Annotated in this window: 17 protein-coding genes; 13 read left to right on the top strand and 4 right to left on the bottom strand. The window is 74.2% G+C overall.

The genetic code is table 11. From position 1 onward, the window contains the following. The first annotated feature begins 100 nt into the window (after nt 1-100). The 3 genes from V1L54_RS13275 (at nt 101) to V1L54_RS13265 (ending at nt 2,740) form a co-directional block, all read left to right on the top strand. Entirely contained in the window at nt 101-610 is a 510-nt protein-coding gene (locus tag V1L54_RS13275; RefSeq protein WP_330118176.1) for a GbsR/MarR family transcriptional regulator, read from the top strand. A gap of 110 nt (nt 611-720) precedes the next feature. Then, complete coding sequence (locus tag V1L54_RS13270) at nt 721-924, top strand: hypothetical protein (RefSeq protein WP_330118175.1); 204 nt, start codon at nt 721-723, stop codon at nt 922-924. Between the two features lie 1,369 nt (nt 925-2,293). Continuing rightward, nucleotides 2,294-2,740 carry a hypothetical protein gene (locus tag V1L54_RS13265; RefSeq protein ID WP_330118174.1) on the top strand — a complete coding sequence of 149 codons (447 nt, stop codon included), beginning with the start codon at nt 2,294-2,296 and terminating at the stop codon, nt 2,738-2,740. Nucleotides 2,741-2,806: 66 nt separating this feature from the next. Here V1L54_RS13265 and V1L54_RS13260 read toward each other — a convergent pair whose 3' ends face one another. Continuing rightward, a complete protein-coding gene (locus tag V1L54_RS13260; RefSeq protein WP_330118173.1) occupies nt 2,807-3,214 on the bottom strand; it encodes a CoA-binding protein in 408 nt (135 codons plus the stop codon). Nucleotides 3,215-3,275: 61 nt separating this feature from the next. Here V1L54_RS13260 and V1L54_RS13255 point away from each other — a divergent pair, with 61 nt between their 5' ends. Next, complete coding sequence (locus tag V1L54_RS13255; protein ID WP_330118172.1) at nt 3,276-3,902, top strand: YigZ family protein; 627 nt, start codon at nt 3,276-3,278, stop codon at nt 3,900-3,902. Between the two features lie 518 nt (nt 3,903-4,420). After that, entirely contained in the window at nt 4,421-5,785 is a 1,365-nt protein-coding gene (locus tag V1L54_RS13250; protein WP_330118171.1) for a sugar transferase, read from the top strand. Between the two features lie 40 nt (nt 5,786-5,825). Here the strand turns inward: V1L54_RS13250 and V1L54_RS13245 are convergent, their stop codons facing one another. Next, nucleotides 5,826-6,770, bottom strand: a complete 945-nt coding sequence (locus V1L54_RS13245; protein WP_330118170.1) for a GDP-L-fucose synthase family protein — start codon at nt 6,768-6,770, stop codon at nt 5,826-5,828. A gap of 147 nt (nt 6,771-6,917) precedes the next feature. Here V1L54_RS13245 and gmd point away from each other — a divergent pair, with 147 nt between their 5' ends. From gmd to V1L54_RS13230, 3 genes are read left to right on the top strand one after another with little or no spacing between them, the layout of a single operon-like run. Next, the gene (gene gmd / locus V1L54_RS13240) at nt 6,918-7,931 is read left to right on the top strand and encodes a GDP-mannose 4,6-dehydratase (RefSeq protein ID WP_330118169.1); all 1,014 of its coding nucleotides are present in this window, start codon (nt 6,918-6,920) and stop codon (nt 7,929-7,931) included. Continuing rightward, entirely contained in the window at nt 7,928-8,464 is a 537-nt protein-coding gene (locus V1L54_RS13235; protein ID WP_330118168.1) for an LbetaH domain-containing protein, read from the top strand. Before gmd ends, V1L54_RS13235 begins: the two co-directional genes overlap by 4 nt. Then, entirely contained in the window at nt 8,461-9,609 is a 1,149-nt protein-coding gene (locus tag V1L54_RS13230) for a glycosyltransferase (RefSeq protein ID WP_330118167.1), read from the top strand. Before V1L54_RS13235 ends, V1L54_RS13230 begins: the two co-directional genes overlap by 4 nt. 89 nt (nt 9,610-9,698) lie before the next feature. Here V1L54_RS13230 and V1L54_RS13225 read toward each other — a convergent pair whose 3' ends face one another. Continuing rightward, nucleotides 9,699-10,952, bottom strand: a complete 1,254-nt coding sequence (locus V1L54_RS13225) for a glycosyltransferase (protein ID WP_330118208.1) — start codon at nt 10,950-10,952, stop codon at nt 9,699-9,701. A 168-nt stretch (nt 10,953-11,120) separates the two neighbouring features. Here V1L54_RS13225 and V1L54_RS13220 point away from each other — a divergent pair, with 168 nt between their 5' ends. The 5 genes from V1L54_RS13220 (at nt 11,121) to V1L54_RS13200 (ending at nt 18,243) form a co-directional block, all read left to right on the top strand. Further along, on the top strand, nt 11,121-12,722 hold the full coding sequence (locus tag V1L54_RS13220; protein WP_330118166.1) for a hypothetical protein: 1,602 nt from the start codon (nt 11,121-11,123) through the stop codon (nt 12,720-12,722). Continuing rightward, complete coding sequence (locus V1L54_RS13215) at nt 12,719-14,533, top strand: lipopolysaccharide biosynthesis protein (protein WP_330118165.1); 1,815 nt, start codon at nt 12,719-12,721, stop codon at nt 14,531-14,533. Before V1L54_RS13220 ends, V1L54_RS13215 begins: the two co-directional genes overlap by 4 nt. Beyond that, nucleotides 14,530-16,122 (top strand): lipopolysaccharide biosynthesis protein, encoded by a 1,593-nt coding sequence (locus tag V1L54_RS13210; protein WP_330118164.1) that lies wholly within the window; start codon nt 14,530-14,532, stop codon nt 16,120-16,122. The genes V1L54_RS13215 and V1L54_RS13210 overlap by 4 nt, the downstream gene beginning before the upstream one ends. Nucleotides 16,123-16,213: 91 nt before the next feature. Further along, nucleotides 16,214-17,761, top strand: a complete 1,548-nt coding sequence (locus V1L54_RS13205) for a fibronectin type III domain-containing protein (RefSeq protein ID WP_330118163.1) — start codon at nt 16,214-16,216, stop codon at nt 17,759-17,761. 23 nt (nt 17,762-17,784) lie between these two features. After that, entirely contained in the window at nt 17,785-18,243 is a 459-nt protein-coding gene (locus tag V1L54_RS13200) for an FAD synthase family protein (RefSeq protein ID WP_330118162.1), read from the top strand. A gap of 80 nt (nt 18,244-18,323) precedes the next feature. Here the strand turns inward: V1L54_RS13200 and V1L54_RS13195 are convergent, their stop codons facing one another. Beyond that, nucleotides 18,324-19,037: a CDP-alcohol phosphatidyltransferase family protein gene (locus V1L54_RS13195; RefSeq protein ID WP_330118161.1), complete on the bottom strand. Its 714-nt coding sequence runs from the start codon at nt 19,035-19,037 to the stop codon at nt 18,324-18,326. Nucleotides 19,038-19,060 lie beyond the last annotated feature (23 nt).

Here is a 19,060-nt window from a genome sequence, read left to right as displayed (position 1 = left end):
CAATCCCTAAGGGCTGCGCAAGGCGAGGCGCAGGGTCGGGGTGGGAGTGCCTGCGGGCGCTGGACCGGGGAGTTTCCCATGTTCGAGGTATGCTGAACTAATGGAACAGGTTGCACGAGGCAGAGCAGCTGCCACCGAGGAGGAACTCGCTTTTGTCGAGGAGGCCGCGATCAGCCTTGAGCGGCAGGGGCTGTTCCGTATGGCGGGGCGGGTTCTCGCCTGGCTGCTCATCTGTGATCCGGCGGAGCAGACGGCCGGGGATCTGGTCGAGGTGCTGCAGGCCAGCAAGGGCTCGGTCAGCGCCGCGACCCGATTCCTGGTACCCAGCGGAATGGTCGAGAAGATCTCCCGCCCCGGCGAGCGCCGCGACTACTACCGGATCAAGGAAGGTGTGTGGCCGGCCCTGGCCAAGAGCCAGGCCGAGCACTACCAGTCATTCGTCGACATCACGGAGCAGGGTCTGCGGATCCTCGAAGGCGCTCCGGAGCGGCGCAAGGAGAGGTTGCTGACGATGCACGACTTCTACGCGTGGCTGGCCAGGGAGATGCCGCTGCTGTGGAAGCGGTGGGAGGAGGAGCAGGGGGCCCAGAGCACGGACCGCGGCGCCTGACGGATGAGCCGTTCTCTGGTCACGTCGATGATGGCCCAGGTCTCCTCCGGATGCCGCACGCGGTGCGTGCCGTCGAAATAAACCTTCCCCACGCGTCCCTCCTCCCGTCCATGGACCTGTACTTCAGCATCGACTGCGCCGCGAAAAGCAGTGGGCAGGCTATGGGAAGGCAGGGGAAGCGATTCGGCAAAGCCTTGCAAGCAGGCCCGGAGGATTTTGTGAAGGAATCGGCAGGCGTAGTGCGGAGGAAGGACGGTGAACTGTCGTCCACGCAGGTCAGGCTCATGTTTCGAGGGGAGGACGAAGACGGCTGAGGGACTGGTCCGGGGCGTACGGAGGGCAGGACGCCGGTGCTCCGTCCCTCCACAGCCGGTGAGGGGAACGAGGGACAGGGAGAACGCCTCCCGCCCCGGTCCGGGAAGCCCGGGGACGAGCTGCCCGAGATCCTGGAGCCGGGGACGGAGGGAAACGAGAGCGACACCGGCTCGGTCCGGGCGCCCGTGGCCGGAGCGCGAGCGGCTCCCGTCCTGTCGTGACGGTTCCCGTTCCGCACCGCGCTCCGGGGCGGGACTCCCGGCTGCCGTCGCCCCGCACCGTCCCGAGCCGGAGCGACGTATCACGTCGGACCAGACACGCACGGGAGTGGGCACGGCCGGCTCGGTCCTCTCCGGCGGCAGGCACGTACGCCGCCTGGCGCCGCGGCGTGCCGCGGCTGTGCACGACCCCGGAAGCGGCCGGGGGTCGGCTCCGACACGCCGCATGATCAGCCTCCGGTCCGGTGCATCCGCGCCGAAGGTGTACCAGACGTCGTCATGTCGTCCGGGAGGGTGCGGTGTCCGGTGAAGGAGGTGGCGACGTCGGGCACGGCAGAGGCCGACGGAGTCGCGCACCCGGCCGATCGCGTCTTGGCGGTCGCGGAGCCCGGCACCACCAAGCCGGGTCACCGCCCGGACCGCTCAGCCGCCGCGAGAGTGCGGGAACCCGCCGCCGAACTCCCCGCGGAGCGGCCCCGGCACGGGGGAGTCTGCCTCGGCTGAGTGATGCGATCCCGGCCGGTACGCGCCGCGCGGTGACCGGTGGCCCCGGTGCGGGGCGGATCGCCTCCGATGGTGCCCTGCCCGGTGACCCGGTGGGTGCGGCGAGGTACTCGGCGGCGGCAACGGCCGGGGAGGCGACCCGCCGTGCGCCGCTCCACGGAACAGCGGGACGGCCCCTCGGCACGCTGTTCCGTGGAGCGGCGCACGGGACGGACCTGCCGTGGCTCCAGGGCCGCTTTCCGTGTGCGCCCGGTGCCGCAGCCGACCGGTCGGCCCATCCGGGGTCCGCCGGGGACGGCAGGCGATGACCTCCCGAGGCGTCGGCTGGGGCGTCGGTCCACCGGCGCACGGCACGCGCCAGGCACGTGCTGATGGCGATCGCGGCAGCCGACGACACGGCGAAGCCGGCCCACCGGGTCTCGAACCAGAGGCCGTTGACGGTGGCGAGCCCGACGAGATATCCGGCCCACACCAGGCCACCCACCGCCGACCAGCGCAGGTAGCGCACCCGAAGGTCCGGGTCCGTGCCGAGTGCCATACCGAGCACGGTGCGACCGGCCGGGACGAAACGCGCGGCCAGGGCGGCGCTCCCGAGCCGCTCGCCCACCGCGCGCCGGAACCACCGCGCGGCAGAGTCCACCGAGGCGTGCCGGGCGAGAAGGTCCTCCGTCCGGGAGGAGCCGCGGCGGGCGAGGGCGACAAGCAGGAAGTCGCCGAGGAAGGAAGCCGCTGCCACGGTGAGCAGCAGGAGCACCAGGGGGACGGTTCCCTGTCCCAGAAAGAGCAGCGAAGCGGCGATCACCAGGCTGCCGCTGGGCAGGAACGGCAGGAATACGTCGCACGCGACCGCCAGCACGGCGATGGCGGCGACGAGTCCGGGATCGAAAGCGAGGTCGACCGGTCCGATCTGCATGAACTGATCGTATCGAATGTTCAGATATTATTGAACACAATATGGTTCCGCAACCACGGCACCCCCGCCGCCTGCCGACGTTGCCCTGGCATGTCCCTCCGGTCCACGTTCGCCTTCGCGCTGCTGGGCTGGGGTCCCGGTCGGCTGCAGGAGGCCGTACAGCCCCTTGCGTCACCCTGACCGGCCAGGTGCCAGGTGCCAAGTCAGGGGCACCGCGCCGGCGGTGCCCCTCGGTCCGGCGGTCCGCTAACGTAGTGACTTAAGTTCGATTGCCGGGCAGCGGTCCATCACCATGTCCAGACCGGCCGCGCGGACGCGCTCCCAGGCCGTCTCGTCGACCACGCCGAGCTGGAACCAGACCGCCTTGGCCCCGATCTCCACCGCCTCGTCCGCGATGCCGCCCGCCGCCTCGGAGTTGACGAACACGTCCACCACGTCCACCGGGAAGGGGATCTCCGACAGCGAGGCGTAACCCTGCTCGCCGTGGACCGTCTCCGCCTTCGGGTGGACGGGCACGATCCGTTTGCCGAAGCGCTGGAGGACCTGGGCCACGCCGTAGGCCGCCCGGTTCCGGTTGGAGGACAGGCCGACCACCGCCCAGGTGTCGCCGGTGGCGGTCAGGATCCTGCGGACTGTCTCTGCGTCTCCGTACATGTCCGGCTCAACCGGCGGCCCTGCCGGGCCATTCCCGGGCGCACGGCCTAGGCTGGGCCGGATGCGGGAGCAGTATGTGACGGTCGCCGGCGAGGGTGTGCACGAGACCGAGGTCAACCGGTCGCGTTTCATCTGCACGCTCGCCCCGGCCGCCACCGAGGAGGAGGCGCAGGCGTTCGTCGCGCGGGTGCGCGCCGGGCACGCGGACGCCACCCACAACTGCTGGGCCTACGTCATCGGCGCCGACGCGGGGGTGCAGCGGGCGAGCGACGACGGTGAGCCCGGCGGCACGGCGGGCGCCCCCATGCTCCAGATGCTGCTGCGCCGCGAGGTGCGCTACGCGGCCGCGGTCGTCACCCGCTACTTCGGCGGGGTGAAACTGGGCGCGGGCGGGCTGATCCGTGCCTACGGCGGCGCGGTCGGCGCGGCCCTCGACGCGCTGGGCACCGTCACCCGGCGGCGGATGCGGCTGGTCACCGTCACGGTGGACCACCAGCGGGCGGGGCGTGTGGAGAACGAACTGCGCACCGGTGGCCGGGAGGTACGGGAGGTGCGCTACGGCGCCGAGGTCACCATCGAGCTGGCGCTGCCCGAGAGCGGGCTCGATGCCTTCCGCGCCTGGCTCGCGGACACCACCGCGGGAACCGCCCGGCTTCAGCCGGGCGGCGAGGTGTACGGAACCGCCTAGGCGCCCCCCGCCGACTGCCACGGGGGCGGCGTATGTGTTTGAGACAGTTTCGGCGGCGTGAAGCCCCGCCGAACCCGCAGGTCGACGGTGTGACGGCCGGTGGCGGAGGTGGGCGGCCGGCTTCGGCGCGCCGCGGTGGGCGTCTGTGGAGCGGGAGTGCCGCCACCGGGTCTTCAACGGTTGCGGACGGAAACCTGACCAAATGTTCACTGGCGCTTCACGTGTCTTGTGTGAACCGCGCGTCGCAAGTGGCCGCAGCTTGGGTGAACGGCAGCCAAAATCGGCAAACGTGTTCTAGTCTTCACTCTCGGTACGGAGACGACTGCAAAGCCGACAGTGTCGTCGGCCGAGTGGGGAGGAAGGGGCGCACCGCCGAACAGTAGGGGGGCAGGGGATTGTCCGAAGCTGCCGGATCGCGGGTCATCGAGTCACCCGCGGACTTAGCCGAGCCGTTCCGCGTCCGGGTGCGCGAGCGGGGGAGAAAGAGGAGACCGGGGGCGGACCGGCGCCTGCCGGTGATGCTGGCGGTGGACCTGCTGGGCGCCGCCGTGCCGGCCGGTGCGCTGTGCGCGATGGCGAATCTGCCGCATCCGCTGTGGACGGGGACGCTGATCGGCGCGGCCTGGCCGCTGACCGCGGCGCTGCGGAAACGCTACGCCGCCGGTTCGCTGGGCGAGAGCGGCGCGGTACTGCCGGTCGTCCGGGACTGGCTGGTGATGCTGGGTGTGCTCGCCGCGGTGTGTGTCGCGGCGCGGATCGAGGTCCCGGTCGCGAGATGGCTGCTCGCGCTCCTGCCGTGCCTGGTGCTGACCGCCGCCCACCGCAGACTGGTGTTCCGGCGCACCCTGGCCCGGCGGCGCAACGCCCGGGGGCTGCGGCGGGTGCTGGTGGTGGGCGAGGCGACGGCCGTCGACGGCATCCTGGCACGGCTGGCCGCCCGCACCGACAACCAGTACCTGGTGGTGGGCAGTTGCGTGACCGGGGACGGGGCCGCCGACACCGGGCTGCCCGCGTCCGTCCGGCTCCCCGGCGATCCGGGAGGCGGAAAGGACGCCGACACCGTCCTGCGGTGCGCGACGGAGCTCGACGCCGAGCTGGTCTTCGTCGCCCCGGGCGGGCGGATCTCCGGGGACTGGTTGCGGCGGCTGGCCTGGGCGCTCCACGGCAACGGCCTGGAGCTGGCGGTCCTCCCGGGCCTGTTCGACGTCTCGCGGCACCGGGTGCGGCTGGCCGGGGCCGCGGGGCTGACCGTGCTGCACGTCGCCCCGGCGGCGCGCCACGGGCTGCCGGCACTGCTGAAGCGGGCCACCGACGTGGTGGGGGCGCTGCTGCTGTCCGTGCTGCTGGCGCCCCTCCTGCTGACGGTGGCGGTGGCGGTACGGCTGTCCTCCCCGGGGCCGGTGCTCTACCGGCACGTCCGCGTCGGCCGCGGCCGGGTGCCGTTCCGGATGTGGAAGTTCCGCACGATGGTGAACGACGCCGACCGGATGCGCCGGGAGAAGGAGGTGCCGAACGAGCACGACGGCGCGATGTTCAAGCTGGAGCGGGACCCCCGGGTCACGCCGCTGGGCCGGTTCCTGCGCCGTTACTCCCTGGACGAGCTGCCGCAGCTGTACAACGTGCTGGCCGGCCACATGTCGCTGGTGGGGCCGCGCCCGCCGCTCCCGGACGAGGTGGAGCAGTACGACGACACCGCGCTGCGCCGGCTCGCCGTCAAGCCCGGTATCACCGGATTATGGCAGGTCAGCGGGCGGTCGGACCTGTCGTGGGACGAGACCGTCGCGCTCGATCTGAGCTATGTGGACAACTGGTCCTACGCCCGGGACATCGACGTCCTGGCCCGTACGTTCCGGGCCGTGGTGAGCGGCCGTGGAGCCTACTGACGCCCCGGGCTCCGGACCGGTCCGGAGCCCGGGGCGGACCTCACACCGGTTCCGGGGCGCCCCGCCAGGCCCGGTAGGTCGCGGCGACGCCCTCGGCGAGGCCGATCGAGGGGGACCAGCCCAGCGCTCGTATACGGCCGGTGTCCAGCAGTTTGCGCGGGGTGCCGTCGGGCCGGGCCGGGTCGAAGGCGATCCGGCCGCCGTACCCCACCACCGAGGCCACCAGTTCGGCCAGTTCGCGGATGGTGAGGTCCTCGCCGCAGCCGACGTTGACGGGCTCGTCGCCGTCGTAGCGGCGCAGCAGCACCTCGCAGGCCGCGGCCAGGTCGGCCACGTGCAGGAACTCGCGGCGCGGGGTGCCGGTGCCCCACAGCACGACCTCCGCCAGCCCCTGCTCCCGTGCCTCGTGGAAGCGGCGGATCAGGGCGGGCAGGACATGCGAGGTCTCGGGGTCGAAGTTGTCGCCCGGACCGTAGAGGTTGGTCGGCATCGCCGAGACGAAGGAGGCGCCGAACTGCTGCCGGTAGGACTGGATCTGGACGATTCCGGCGATCTTGGCGAGCGCGTAGGCCCGGTTCGTCGGCTCCAGCGGGCCGGTCAGCAGGGCGTCCTCGGTGATCGGCTGCGCGGCGTGCCGGGGGTAGATGCAACTGGAGCCGAGGAACAGCAGCCGCCGCACCCCGGCGGCGTGGGCACCGGAGACCACCGAGAGCTGGATGCGGAGGTTGTCCTCCAGGAACGGGACGGGATACGTGCTGTTCGCCATGATCCCGCCCACCTTCGCGGCGGCCAGCACCACGGCGTCGGGCCGGGCCTCGCGCAGGTACGCGGCGGTGGCGGCGCCGTCGCGCAGGTCGAGCTCGGTGCGGGTGCGGGTGAGCACCTCGTAGCCGCCGCGGGACAGGTGCCGGGCCACGGCGGAGCCGACCAGGCCGCGGTGCCCCGCGACGAAGACACGGGCGGGCGGAGGCAGCAGATCATCCATGGCGCGGATTCTGCCAGGGACGGACCGCACCTGTCGTACAAGCCATGAAATATGAGTAGTTGCTGCCGCCGGAAACCGCCCGGCGACCGCCCGGCCGGACGTCCCGCCGGGTGGCCCTCCACCCGAAACCCCCAGCAGAGGAAGCACATGTCGCGCACCGCTGTGATCACGGGCATCACCGGACAGGACGGCTCCTATCTGGCCGAACTGCTGCTGAGCAAGGGCTACACCGTGCACGGCCTGATGAGACGCTCGTCCAGCTTCAACACCGAGCGCATCGACCACATCTACGAGGACCCGCAGACCCCGCGGCGGCGGCTGGTCCTGCACCACGTCGACCTGTCCGACGGGGTGGCGCTGGTCAACCTGCTGCGCGACGTGCGGCCGGACGAGGTCTACAACCTCGGGGCGCAGTCCCATGTGCGAGTCTCCTTCGACACCCCGCTGTACACCGGCGACGTGACCGGCCTGGGCGCCTTACGGCTGCTGGAGGCCATCCGCGCCAGCGGGGTGCGCACCCGGGTGTACCAGGCGTCGTCCTCCGAGATGTTCGGCGCCACCCCGCCGCCGCAGAACGAGTCCACGCCCTTCCACCCGCGCAGCCCGTACGGCTGCGCCAAGGTCATGGCGTACTGGTGCACCGTCAACTACCGCGAGGCCTACGGCCTGTACGCGGTGAACGGCGTCCTGTTCAACCACGAGAGCCCGCGCCGCGGCGAGACCTTCGTCACCCGCAAGATCACCCGCGCCGTCGCCCGCATCCAGGCCGGCCTGCAGGAGCACCTGTACATGGGCAACCTCGACGCCGTCCGCGACTGGGGCTACGCGCCCGAGTACGTCGAGGTCATGTGGCGGATGCTCCAGCGTGACGAGCCGGACGACTACGTGGTCGCCACCGGCCGGGCCGCGACCGTCCGCGACTTCCTGCGGACCGCCTTCGGCACCGCCGGCCTGGACTGGGAGCGGCATGTCCGCTACGACCCCAAGTACGAGCGCCCCACCGAGGTGGACGCCCTGATAGGGGACGCCTCCAAGGCCCGCAGGCTCCTGGGCTGGGCCCCGAGTACGCACTACGACGAGCTGGCCCGGATCATGGTCGAGGCCGACGTCCGGCTCCTGGAGGCCGAGCTGTCCGGCCGCCGGGTGAGGGTGGACCGGTGACCGCCCCGCCCGCGGAGCGCCGGCTGCGCGGCTTCACCGGCGCCGGCTACGACAAGCAGCGCGGCCTGCTGACGCAGGCCGCCTGGTTCGCCGCGCTCAACGTGCTGTTCGTCAAGTGGTGGTTCCCCGCGCGCTGGCGGCCCGCGCTGCTGCGGGCCTTCGGCGCGCGGGTGGGGGAGCGGGTCCTCATCAGGCACCGGGTGCGGGTGCACTGGCCCTGGAAGCTGACGGTGGGCGACGACGTGTGGATCGGCGAGGGCGCCTGGCTGATCAACCTGGAACCGGTCACGATCGAGCACGACGTGTGCGTCTCCCAGGAGGCGGTGCTGTGCACCGGCAGCCATCTGCGCACCTCGCCCACCTTCGAGTACGACAACGCCCCGATCCGTCTGGAGCGCGGCTCCTGGGTGGCCGCCCGCGCCCTCGTCCTGCGCGGGGTCACCGTCGGCGCGGGCGCCGTGGTCGGGGCCGGGGCGGTCGCCCACCGCGATCTGCCCCCGGGGGCCGTGCACACCGCCGGAGGCAGCCGGTGAGAGTCGTCCACGTGGTGACCCTGGTCGGCGACGACGGCGCCTACGGCGGCCCGGTGAGCGTGGCCACCGGCCAGCTGGCCGAGCTGGCCGCCCGCGGGCACGGTGCCGAGCTGCTGTCGCTGTGGCGCGGCACCGGTCCGGTGCCGCGCACCGCGGACGGCGTCCCGCTGCGCGCCCACCGGGCCCGCGCCCTGGTGCCCGGTCAGGGGTTCCTGGGGCTGTTCCACCCCCTGCTGGCACTCACCTTGTGGTGCCGGGCGGGCCGGGCCGACGTGCTGCACGTCCATGCCGGGCGCGATCTGGTCTCGCTGGCCGCGCTCGCCGTCGCCGTACTGCGCCGCCGGCCCTTCGTGGTGCAGACGCACGGGATGGTCCAGCCCCGCCGCTCGGCCGTGGCCCGGCTCTTCGACAGCTGCTACGTGCCGCTGCTGCGCCGGGCGCGCGCCGCGCTGGTGCTGACCGAGGAGGAGGAGACCGGACTGCGGCGGGTGCTGGGGCCGTCCGGTCCGGCCCTGGTCCGGCTGCCCAACGGGGTGGCCCCCGGGCGGGCGGACGGCGGCGGGCGGGACGGGCGGGGAAACGGGCGGGCGGCGGCCGAGGTGCTCTACCTCGCCCGGCTGCACCCGCGCAAGCGGCCCGAGGCCTTCGTGCGCATGGCGGCGCTGGTGCACCGCAAGCACCCCGAGGTCTCCTTCGTCCTGCACGGCGCGGACGAGGGCTGCCTGGAGCGGGTGCGCGCGCTGATCGGGAGCGAGGGGCTGGCGGGGGTGGTGGAGTACGGCGGGCCGCTCGGTCACGCCGACGCGGTGCGGCGCCTGGCCCGCGCCACCGTGTACGTCCTGCCCAGCGTCGACGAGCCGTTCCCGATGAGCGTGCTGGAGGCACTGGCCGCGGGCACTCCCGTGGTCTGCACGCGCAGCTGCGGTGTCGCCGCCGGGCTGGAACGGCGCGGGGCCGCCCAGGTCACCGACGGGTCCCCGGAGCAACTGGCCGACGCGGTGCTGCGGCTGCTGGAGGACCGCCCGCTGTGGGAGCGCACCGCGGAGGCGGGGCGGACCGCGGTGGCGGAGGAGTTCTCGATCGTCTCCGTGGCCGACCGGCTGGAGGGGCTGTACCGGTCCGCGGTCCGGCCCGGAGCGGGATGAGGCACGTGGCCGCGGCGGTGGACGGGACGGCGGACGCGGCGGGCCGGCGGCGGCCCGCGCCGCCTCCCGGCCCGCCGCGCCGCGGCCCGTCAGCCGCCGGCCAGCGCCTCCCGCAGCAGCCCCGTGACGCGGTCCAGCCCGGCCCGCCGGCCCAGCCGCCGCTCGGCGTACGCCCGGCCCCGCTCGCCCAGCTCCGCGCAGCGCTCCGGGTCGCCGGCCAGCGAGCGGACCGCGGCCAGCAGTGCCCGCGGGTCCTCCGGGGGCACCAGCACCCCGCCTCCCGAGCGCTCCACCTCCCGGGCGGTGCCGCTGGCGGCGGCCACCGAGGCGAGAACCGGCCTGCCCGCGGTGAAGTACGAGGTCAGCTTGGAGGGCAGGCTCATGTCCAGCACCGACGCCTTCTGGGTGACGGCCAGCACGTCCGCGGCGGCCAGGATCTCGGGGAACTCCCCGTCGCCGGCGGGCGGCAGGAAGGTCAGCGACCGCACCCCCTCGGCCAGCCCCAGCAGCCGTTCGCGCTGGTGGCCGTCGCCCATCAGCACGATCCGCACCTCGCTCCCGTTCCCGCCGCGGTTCTCGGCGTCGGCGAGCCGGGCGGTCTCCACCAGGACCTCCAGCCCCTGCTTGAGCCCCATGTTCCCGGAGTGCAGCACCACCGTGGTGTCGTCGGTCCAGCCCATCCGGGCCCGGGTCTTGGCGCGGTCGCCGCTCGGGGCGCGCACATGCGTCCAGTTGGGCACCACCCGCACCCGCTCGCGCGGCACGCCCATCGCCGCCACCCGGTCCGTGAACGACTCGTGCACCACCCCGACCAGCGCGGCCGAGCGCAGCACCCGGGCCTCCACGCCCCCGGCCGGGGCGGCGAACCGGCCGGCGCCGCTCATCCCGCTCTGCCCGGCCGCCGCGCCCATCAGGTCCTGGACGACCACCACGTGCGGCACACCCGCGCGCCGCGCGAGCCGGGCGCCGAGCACGCCCCCGGCCAGCGAGGGCAGCTGGCTGAGCACCACGTCCGGGCGGACGCGCGGCGGTGCCAGCAGCCCGTGCGCCAGGATGCTCGCCTCGAACAGCCCCCGTCGCACGGCGGTCTGACGGGCCGGTACCGTATGGCGGCGGCGGTGGACGGTGACCCCCTGCCGGGTCTCGCGCAGCCGCCATCTGCCCCGGTAGTCCTCGTGCACACGCCACGCCGGGTAGTGGGGCATCCCGGCGAGCACATGCGTGTCGGCGCCCGAGGCGGCCAGCTGTTCGGCGATCTGCGTCGAGTACGGGCCGATCCCGGCGTGCTCCGGCGCGTAGTTGGTCGAGACCACGAGCACCCGGCGGCCCGTGAAAGAGTCCAGCACTGCCGTTCCCCCTCCGAAATAGCGGTCATCCTAGGCGTCCGCGGCCCGGCGCGGTGCCGGATCGGGCGGGATGCCGGACGGGAGACGGCGTCAGAACACGGCCCCGCCCGCCGCGGCCCCACGGATTGTGGGACCGGCCGGCGGACGGGGGGAGGAGAACCGGCCATGCCCGACAGGGAACCGGCCCGCGGCGGCGGACCCCCGCGGCGCGCGGAACGGCGCAGCCTGCCCGTGCTGTGCCTGTGGACCGTGGTGCTCGTCCTGCTGCTGCCCGCGCTGGTGCTGTACGGGCAGGAGGTGCGCCCCGGCGCCGCGCTCGCCCTGCAGTGCGTGGTCGTCGCCCACACAGGGACGGCGCTGGCCCGGGTGCTGACCGACCCCCGGGTACGGGTGGTGGCCTTCGGCTTCTGGCTCTTCTGCTATGTCTGGCTGGGCCTGGCGGCGCTGGCCATGGTCGCCACCGAGACCTACCCGTGGGGTTTCGCCGTCGACCCCGGCACCGCCTTCGGCGCGGCGGCCGTGGTGGAGGCGGGGCTGCTCGCCTACAGCGCCGGCGCGGCCCTGGCCGGCCGGCGGCCGGACGCCACCCCCGGCGCCCCCGGTGTCCTGGAGCCGCTGCTCGCCCGCCGGGTGACGCCCTTACGGGTCCTGCTGCTGTGCGGGCTCGCGCTGCTGCTGGCCGCCGTCCTGGTGCCCGCCCAGGGAGGCCTGGCGGTGTTCTTCCAGAGCCGCCAGGCCGTCAACGAGGCGGCGGCGCAGAGCGTGCCGGGTGCCGCCGCCGACCAGGCACTGGCGGCGTGGAGCCTGTCGGTCCCGGCGTTCTGGGCGCTGGTCGCGCTGCTGTACGTGCCCCGCGCCAGGGGCGGCGACCGGACCCTGCGCGGGCTGCGGTGGATCCTCCTGCCGGTCCTCCTCGCGCTGAACGCGGTGGTGAACAACCCCGTCAGCCAGCCGCGCTTCTGGGCCGGCACGGTACTGCTGACCATCCTGTTCGGCACCTCCCTGCTGCGCCGGCCGCGCGCCTTCCGGATCGGCGCGGTGGCCGTCACCGTCGCGGTGCTCACCGTCTTCCCGTACGGCGACTACTTCCGCCACGACAAGCGCAGGCCGGTCGAGGTCGTCTCGCTGGCCGAGCAGTTCACCTCCAACGGCGACTACGACGCCTTCCAGCAGATCGCCACCGGACTGGACCACGTACGGGAGAACGGCCACTCGCCCGGTGACGCGCCGGGGCCGCCGCTGTTCTTCGTGCCGCGCGCGGTGTGGCCCGACAAACCCGAGGACAGCGGGGTCCTGCTGGCCCGGCACGCGGGCTACTCCTTCGAGAACCTCTCCGCGCCGCTGTGGATCGAGACCTACATGTGGGCCGGATTCCCCGGCGTCGTCGCCTTCTTCGCCCTCCTCGGGGCGGTGAGCCGGCGGATCGACGGCATCCGCGACCGGCTGCGGGAGCACGGCGGCACCCTGGCGGCACTGGCCGTGCCCGCGTTCGGCTTCTACCAGCTCATCCTGCTGCGCGGCAGCCTCATGTTCGTCATGGGCCCGCTGTCCCTGCTGATCGCCGTGCCCCTGCTCGTCACCGCCGGAGCGCGCCGCCGCCGGCCCGCCCCGCCGCCCGGCGGCGAGTTCGCCGGGGGCCGCGCCGGGGCCTCGGCCGGCTCCGCACCACCGGCGGCGCACGAGCCGCCCGCGCCCCCACGGGTGCCGGTGTCCGCCGCATGGCACACCGCCCCCTCACCTCCGTCCACGGGAGAAGCACGCACGTGAGCCACACCGACCCCGTCCCGCGCGAGCCCGACCAGCTCCGCGACCAGTTGCGCCGGCTCTTCCGCCACCGCGCCGCCATCGTGCTCGGCCTGCTGCTGGGCGCCCTCGCCGGCGGTGCCTTCTCCGCCGCCGGCGGGGCGGAGTACACCGCCACCGGCGAGGTCGTCGTCCAGCCCGTCGGCGCCGGCCTTCCGGAGACCGGCGGGATACCCGCGGACCGGCAGCTCAGCATGGCCACCGAGCGGCAGGTCGCGGGCAGCGCGGCGGTCGCCGCGCGGGCCGCGAAGGCCCTGGGCGGCCGGACCGACCCGGCGGAACTCCGGCGCGGTCTGCGGGTGAGCAACCCGCCCGAGACGCACCTGCTGGAGTTCGCCTACACCGCGGACTCGCCGCGCACGGCCGCCCGACGGGCCGACGCCTTCGTGCGGGCCTACCTCGACCACCGGGAGGAGACCGTCGAACGCCGTGTCGAGAGCACCGTCGCCGGGCTCTCCGAGGAACTCGGGCCCCTGCTGGACCGGCGTACCGAACTGGACCGGCGGATCGCGGACGCGGACGGGGCGGCGGCCCGGGAGAGCGCCCGGGCCGAGCGCGAGACCCTGGGCGCCCGGATCGCCGATCTCCAGGGCCGCGTCAGCGCCCTGCGGTCCCTGGACACCTCGCCCGGGGACGTGGTGCGCGAGGGGGAGGTGCCCCGGGCGCCGTCCGGCCCCGGGGCGGCGGCGCTGATCGCCGTGGGGGCGGTCGTCGGGCTGGCCGGCGGGCTGGTGGCCGCCTGGCTCCGCTCCCTGCTCGATCCCCGGGTGCGCTCCGCCGCCGAGGCGCGCGACGCGCTGGGCGCGCCGGTGCTGGGCACCCTGCCGCGGCGGCGGGGCAGCACGGGGACCCTGGAGGTCGGCCCGGCGCGCGGCGGCGACCGCGCCGAGGCGTACCGGGCGATCGCCTTCCGGGTGCTGCGCCATCCGCGGCTGGCGCGGCCCGGCAGCCTGCTGGTCGTCTCCGCGCGGGAGCACGCCGAGGCCGTCTCCACCGCGGTCAACCTCGCCGCCGCCCTGGCGGAGACCGGCAGCGGCGTCCTGCTGGTCGAGGCCGATCCGCGCGCGCCGGAGGTGGCCGGGAAGGTGCCCGTGCGCGGCGGCGGTGAGCGGTCCGGAGCGGACTGGCCCGGCGGGACGCGGCTGACGGTGGACGCGGACACCGCCGGCACCCTCGAACTCCTCCCGGGACGCGCGGTCCCCGACGCCACCCGGGCGCTGAACTCCCCGGAGCTCGCCCGGCTGCTGACCGGCCCGGACGGCGGCGACGGCGGCCGTGGTGGCGGGGCCGGTGGGGAGAGCGGTGACGAGAGGAGGGGAGGGGCCGGGGAGAGGCGGGCCGCAGAGCGGTACACCGTCGCCCTCACCAGGCCGCTGCTGTCCCACGCGGACGGTCTGGCCGTCGCCGGTGCCGTGCGCGGCGTGCTGGTGGTCTGCGTCCCGGACCGCACCCGCCGGGAGGACCTGGAGCGGGTAAGGGAGCTGATCGGCTCCGTGGGAGGGCATGTCGTGGGCGCGGTGCTGCACCCGGGCGGCGGTCCCCGGCCCGTGGGCGGGCGTCCGGGCCGGTGGCCGGTACGCCTGGCGGAGCGGCTGCCGGGCCGGACGCGCCGGAGTCCCGGACCCGCCGCCACCGGGCCGTCCCCGTACAGCGCGCCCGGGGAGTCCGGGGAGCCCGGGGGGCCCGCCACCGTCCCGGCGGACACCGGGCCCGGTGCGCCCGGTCCGGACGGGCCCCGGCCGCGGGCCGGTGACGACACCGCCCTGCGCGCATGACCGGCGTCCGCCCCGCCCCCGCCGACGGCGCGGGCGGTACCGGGGACGGTGCCGGGAGCGGTGCCGCGGAAGGTACCGCGCCCTCCGGCCGGGGGGGCGCCGCCACGGTGCGCGGGGGCTGGTTCGGCTTCGCGGGCTCGGCGGTGAACGCGCTGTTCGGGTTCGCCCTGGTCGCCGTCGTCACCCGCGGGCTCGGCGCGCACGGGGCCGGGGCGGTCTTCGCCGGTGTCGCGGCGTTCACCATCGTGAGCAACGCCTGCAAGCTGGGCGCCGACACCGCGCTGGTGCGCTTCGTCTCCCGGGACCTGGAACTCACCGGCGGAGCCGGGGTGCCCGCCCTGCTGCGCACCGCCGTGCCGCCCGCCCTGGCCGCGTCCGCGGCGGCCACGGCGGCGGTACTGCTGGCACCGGGGTGGGCGGCCTGGCTGCTGCCCGGACTGCCCGACGGCCAGGCGGCACTGGTGCTGCGGCTGTTCGCGGTCTTCCTGCCGGTGACGACCGTGTCGCTGGTCCTGCTCGGGGCCACCCGGGGCTACGGCTCGGTGGTGCCCTTCGTAGGGGTGGAGCAGATCGGCAGGCCCGTGCTGCGGGTCGCGATCGCCCTGCCCGTGGCGCTGCTGGCGCCGGGTGTGGTGGCGCTGTCCGCCGCCTGGCTGGCGCCCGCGCTGCCGGCCGCGGCGGTGGCCTGGCTGGCGCTGCGCAGAGCGCGTGCCGCGCACCCGGGTACACCGCGGACGCCGCCGGTCACCCCGGGCGAGTTCTGGTCCTTCGCCGGACCGCGCGCCCTGTCCTCGGTCTTCGACATCGCCGCCGTGTGGATCGGGGTGGTCCTGCTGTCGGCGCTGGGCACCAGCGCCGAGGCCGGCGTCTACACCGCGATCGGCCGGCTGGTGACCGCCGGCACCCTGCTCCAGCTCGCCGTCCGGCTGGCGGTCGCCGCCCAGCTCAGCCGGCTGCTCGCGGGCGGCCGCCGGCCGGAGGCGGAGCGGCTGCACCAGCTGTCGACCCGCTGGATCGTGCTGTTCTCCTGGCCGCTGTTCGTGTACCTGGCGGCCTTCCCCCGCACCGTGCTGTCGCTGTTCGGGGAGGGGTTCGACGAGGGTGCCGCGGGACTGGTGGTGCTGGCGGCGGCCTGCGCGGTCAACGTCGGGGTCGGCAACGCGCAGACCGTCATCCTGATGGCCGGCCGCAGCGTGTGGAACCTCGCGGTCGCCGGTGCCGGGTTCGCCGTCCAGCTCGGCCTCGGGATCTGGCTGGTACCGCGGTACGGGGTGGCGGGCGCGGCCGTCGCCTGGGGGCTGGCGATCGTGGTGGACAACGTGGCGTCGGCGCTGCTGGTGCGTCACCGGCTGGGCTTCCGCACGGTCGACCGCGGCTATCTGTGCGCCGCCGCCGTCGCCTTCGCGGCCGTCGCCCCGGCCGTGCTCGGTGTCCGGCTGGCCGGTGGCGACACCGTGCCGGCCGCGTCCCTGGGCATGGCTTTGACGGTTTGTGCTTTCACCGTCACCGTCTGGCGCTATCGTGTGCCGCTGGGGACGGGGGAGTTCTTCCGGGCGCTGCGCAAGGGCGGGAAGGGGAACTCGCGGTGAACACGGTGTGGCGCCCGTGTCCACCGGTCGCCGCGGACACGGCTCCAGCCCGTCCCGTCCGTGCTCGCCATGTGCTTCCAGGGGGGAAACCATGCGCAGAAGAAGACCCGTCAGAACCCTGCTCGCCGCCGCCTTACTCGGCCTGGCCTCGACGGTCCTGGGCGCGGGACCGGCCCAGGCGGCGGGCGAGACCACACTCACCGCCGATCCGCTGAGCACCTGGCAGACCGACGGCATCGTATGGGCGCTGGCCTACGTCAAGGGCGTCGTCTACGTGGGAGGCACGTTCGGCAACATCCGGCCGCCCGGTACCTCCCCCGGCAACTCACGCGAGCTGCCCCGCAGGAACTTCGCGGCGTTCGACGCCGACACCGGGCAGCCGCTGCCGTGTGCGCCGGCCTTCACCGGGGGAAGCGGAACGGTCCGGGCCCTGAAGGCCTCGCCCGACGGCGAGGTCCTCTACATCGGCGGCTCCTTCGGGAGCGCCGGGGGAGTCGGGCGCTCCAACACCGCCGGCCTCGACACCGACGACTGCACCATCGACGACGACTGGCGGCCCACCGTCTCCTCGACGGTCCGGGCCATCGACGTCACCGACACCACGGTCTACCTCGGCGGCCAGTTCTCCACCGTGCAGGGCCAGCCCCGGGAACGCGTCGCGGCCCTGCGCCGCGACAGCACCCTGCTGCCCTTCCGGGCCGTGATCGAAGGCTCGTCCATTCCCAACGACACCACCCCGGGCATCAACGCCATCACCGTCGCCCCGCAGCTGAACAAGGTCATCATCGGCGGCCGGTTCACCTCGGTGAACGGCAGCCTCCTGAACAGCGTGCACGGACTGGTCGGCCTGGACGCGACCACCGGCGAGATCGTCCACCGCTTCACCGGCTGGATCCCCCGCCGCTCCGCGGTCAAGGCGCTCGTCAACGACGGCACGAACTTCTACCTCGGCGCCGAGGGCACCGGCGGCGGGGTCTTCGACGGCCGCGCGACGGGCCGGCTCTCCGACGGCGAGCTGCTGTGGAAGGACACCTGCCTGGGCGCCACCCAGGCCGTCGTGCCCTGGAAGGGCGTGCTCTACAGCGGCTCACACGCGCACAACTGCTCGTCGACGCCGGGCGGCTTCCCGGAGCACAACAACCGCCAGCACCTGCTGGCCCAGTCGATCGCCGACGAGACGATCCTGCCGTGGTTCCCGGACACCAACGACGGCATCGGCGAACAGATCGGCCCGCGCGCCATGGTCATGGCCGAGGCCGAGGGCATCCTGTGGACCGGCGGCGAGTTCACCACCGTCAACGACCGGCCGCAGCAGGGACTGACCCGCTTCGCGGAGCACCCCGACACGGAGGCCCCGCAGGTGCCGATCCTGAGCGGCACCAGCGCCTCCCCGGGGGAGATCACCCTCAGCTGGCGGGCCTCGTGGGACCGGGACGACGGCACGCTGACCTACCGGATCCACCGGGACGGCACCTATCTGGCCTCCGTCGAGGCGGAGTCGCGCCACTGGGACCGGCCCACGATCACCTTCACCGACACCGTGGAGCCCGGCGCGACCCACCGGTACTCGCTGGAGGTCACCGACGGCACCAACCTCTCGGGCCGCAACGGCCCCGTGTACGTGACAGCCGGCAACTGACCGCACGCCGAGGAGAACAGCGGATGACACATCGAGTGGGCTACGCGCCCGGGGTCTACGACTTATTCCACATCGGGCACCTCAACATCCTGCGGCACGCCAGGAGCCGGTGCGACTACCTGGTGGCCGGCGTGGTGTCGGACGAGATGGCCCGGGCGGCCAAGGGCCGCTCCCCGGTCGTCCCGCTCACCGAACGGCTGGAAATCGTCCGCAGCATCCGCTTCGTGGACGCGGCGTTCGTGGAGACGGTGCCCGACAAGCTGGAGACCTGGCGGCAGGTCCGCTTCGACGTCATCTTCAAGGGCGACGACTGGCGGGGCACGGAGAAGGGGCACCGGCTGGAGCGGGACTTCGCGGGAGTCGGGGTCGACGTCGTGTACTTCCCCTACACCGTGCACACCTCCAGCACCCTGCTGCGCAGGGCCCTGGACGGGATCGCGGGCCCCGCCGGGCCGGCGGCGGAGTCGACGGAGTCGGCCTGACCGCCCGGAGCGGCCCCGGCTGCCGCCGCCGCACAGGCGGCGGCAGCCGGGGCCGCTCCGGGGGCATGCCGGCGGGCGGGTCAGCGGGCCACGGCGGACAGCTCGCGGTACCACTTCACCAGGAACGCCGCCATGAACAGCACATGGGCGGCGAGCAGCACGCAGTACAGCGCCACGAACAGCCCGCGGACGCCGAGGGAGAGGAACACCGCGCAGAACACCCCGTAGTCCACGGGCAGCAGGGCGACCGAGCGGAGGGTGGAGGGCGGTGCCGCGGGGGCGGGCCGCTCCGCCCTCCGTTTCAGCTGCTCGGTGAGGATGCCGCCGAAGAAGACCAGCACGGCGGCGAACTGGAAGGCGATGGGGATGAGCAGGTACACCGGGTCGGAGAAGCCGAAGTGCCGGTGGAACGAGACCAGCACCGCCATGTGGAGCGCCAGCATCTTCGCGCAGTCCACCACATGGTCCAGCCACTCGCCGGCCGCGCTGCCCGTCCCCGTCAGCCGGGCGAGCTGCCCGTCGGCCGAGTCCAGGGCGAAACCCACCGCCAGCGCGGCGAACACCCCCGCCGCCAGGGCGTGCGACGGCGGCAGAACGGCGATCAGCCCGATCCCGGTGAACGTGAACGCCGCGCTCACCAGCGTGACCTGGTTGGGCGCCAGACGTGCCGCATAGGCGGCCGCGGCCAGTAATCGGCCCGCCGGCCGGTTGACGTACCGCGAGTACAGCGACACCCCCCTGGCCGACTTCTGCGCCGCCGACAACCGCTCCACCGCGTAACCGAACCGGCTCACTTTCCCCCCACTGGGCACGTCCG

It is taken from the genome of Streptomyces rubellus, assembly GCF_036323805.1.
GTDB lineage: Bacteria > Actinomycetota > Actinomycetes > Streptomycetales > Streptomycetaceae > Streptomyces.
The sequence above is the reverse complement of the archived record's forward strand: the minus strand, read 5'-3'. Positions and strand labels throughout refer to the sequence as shown.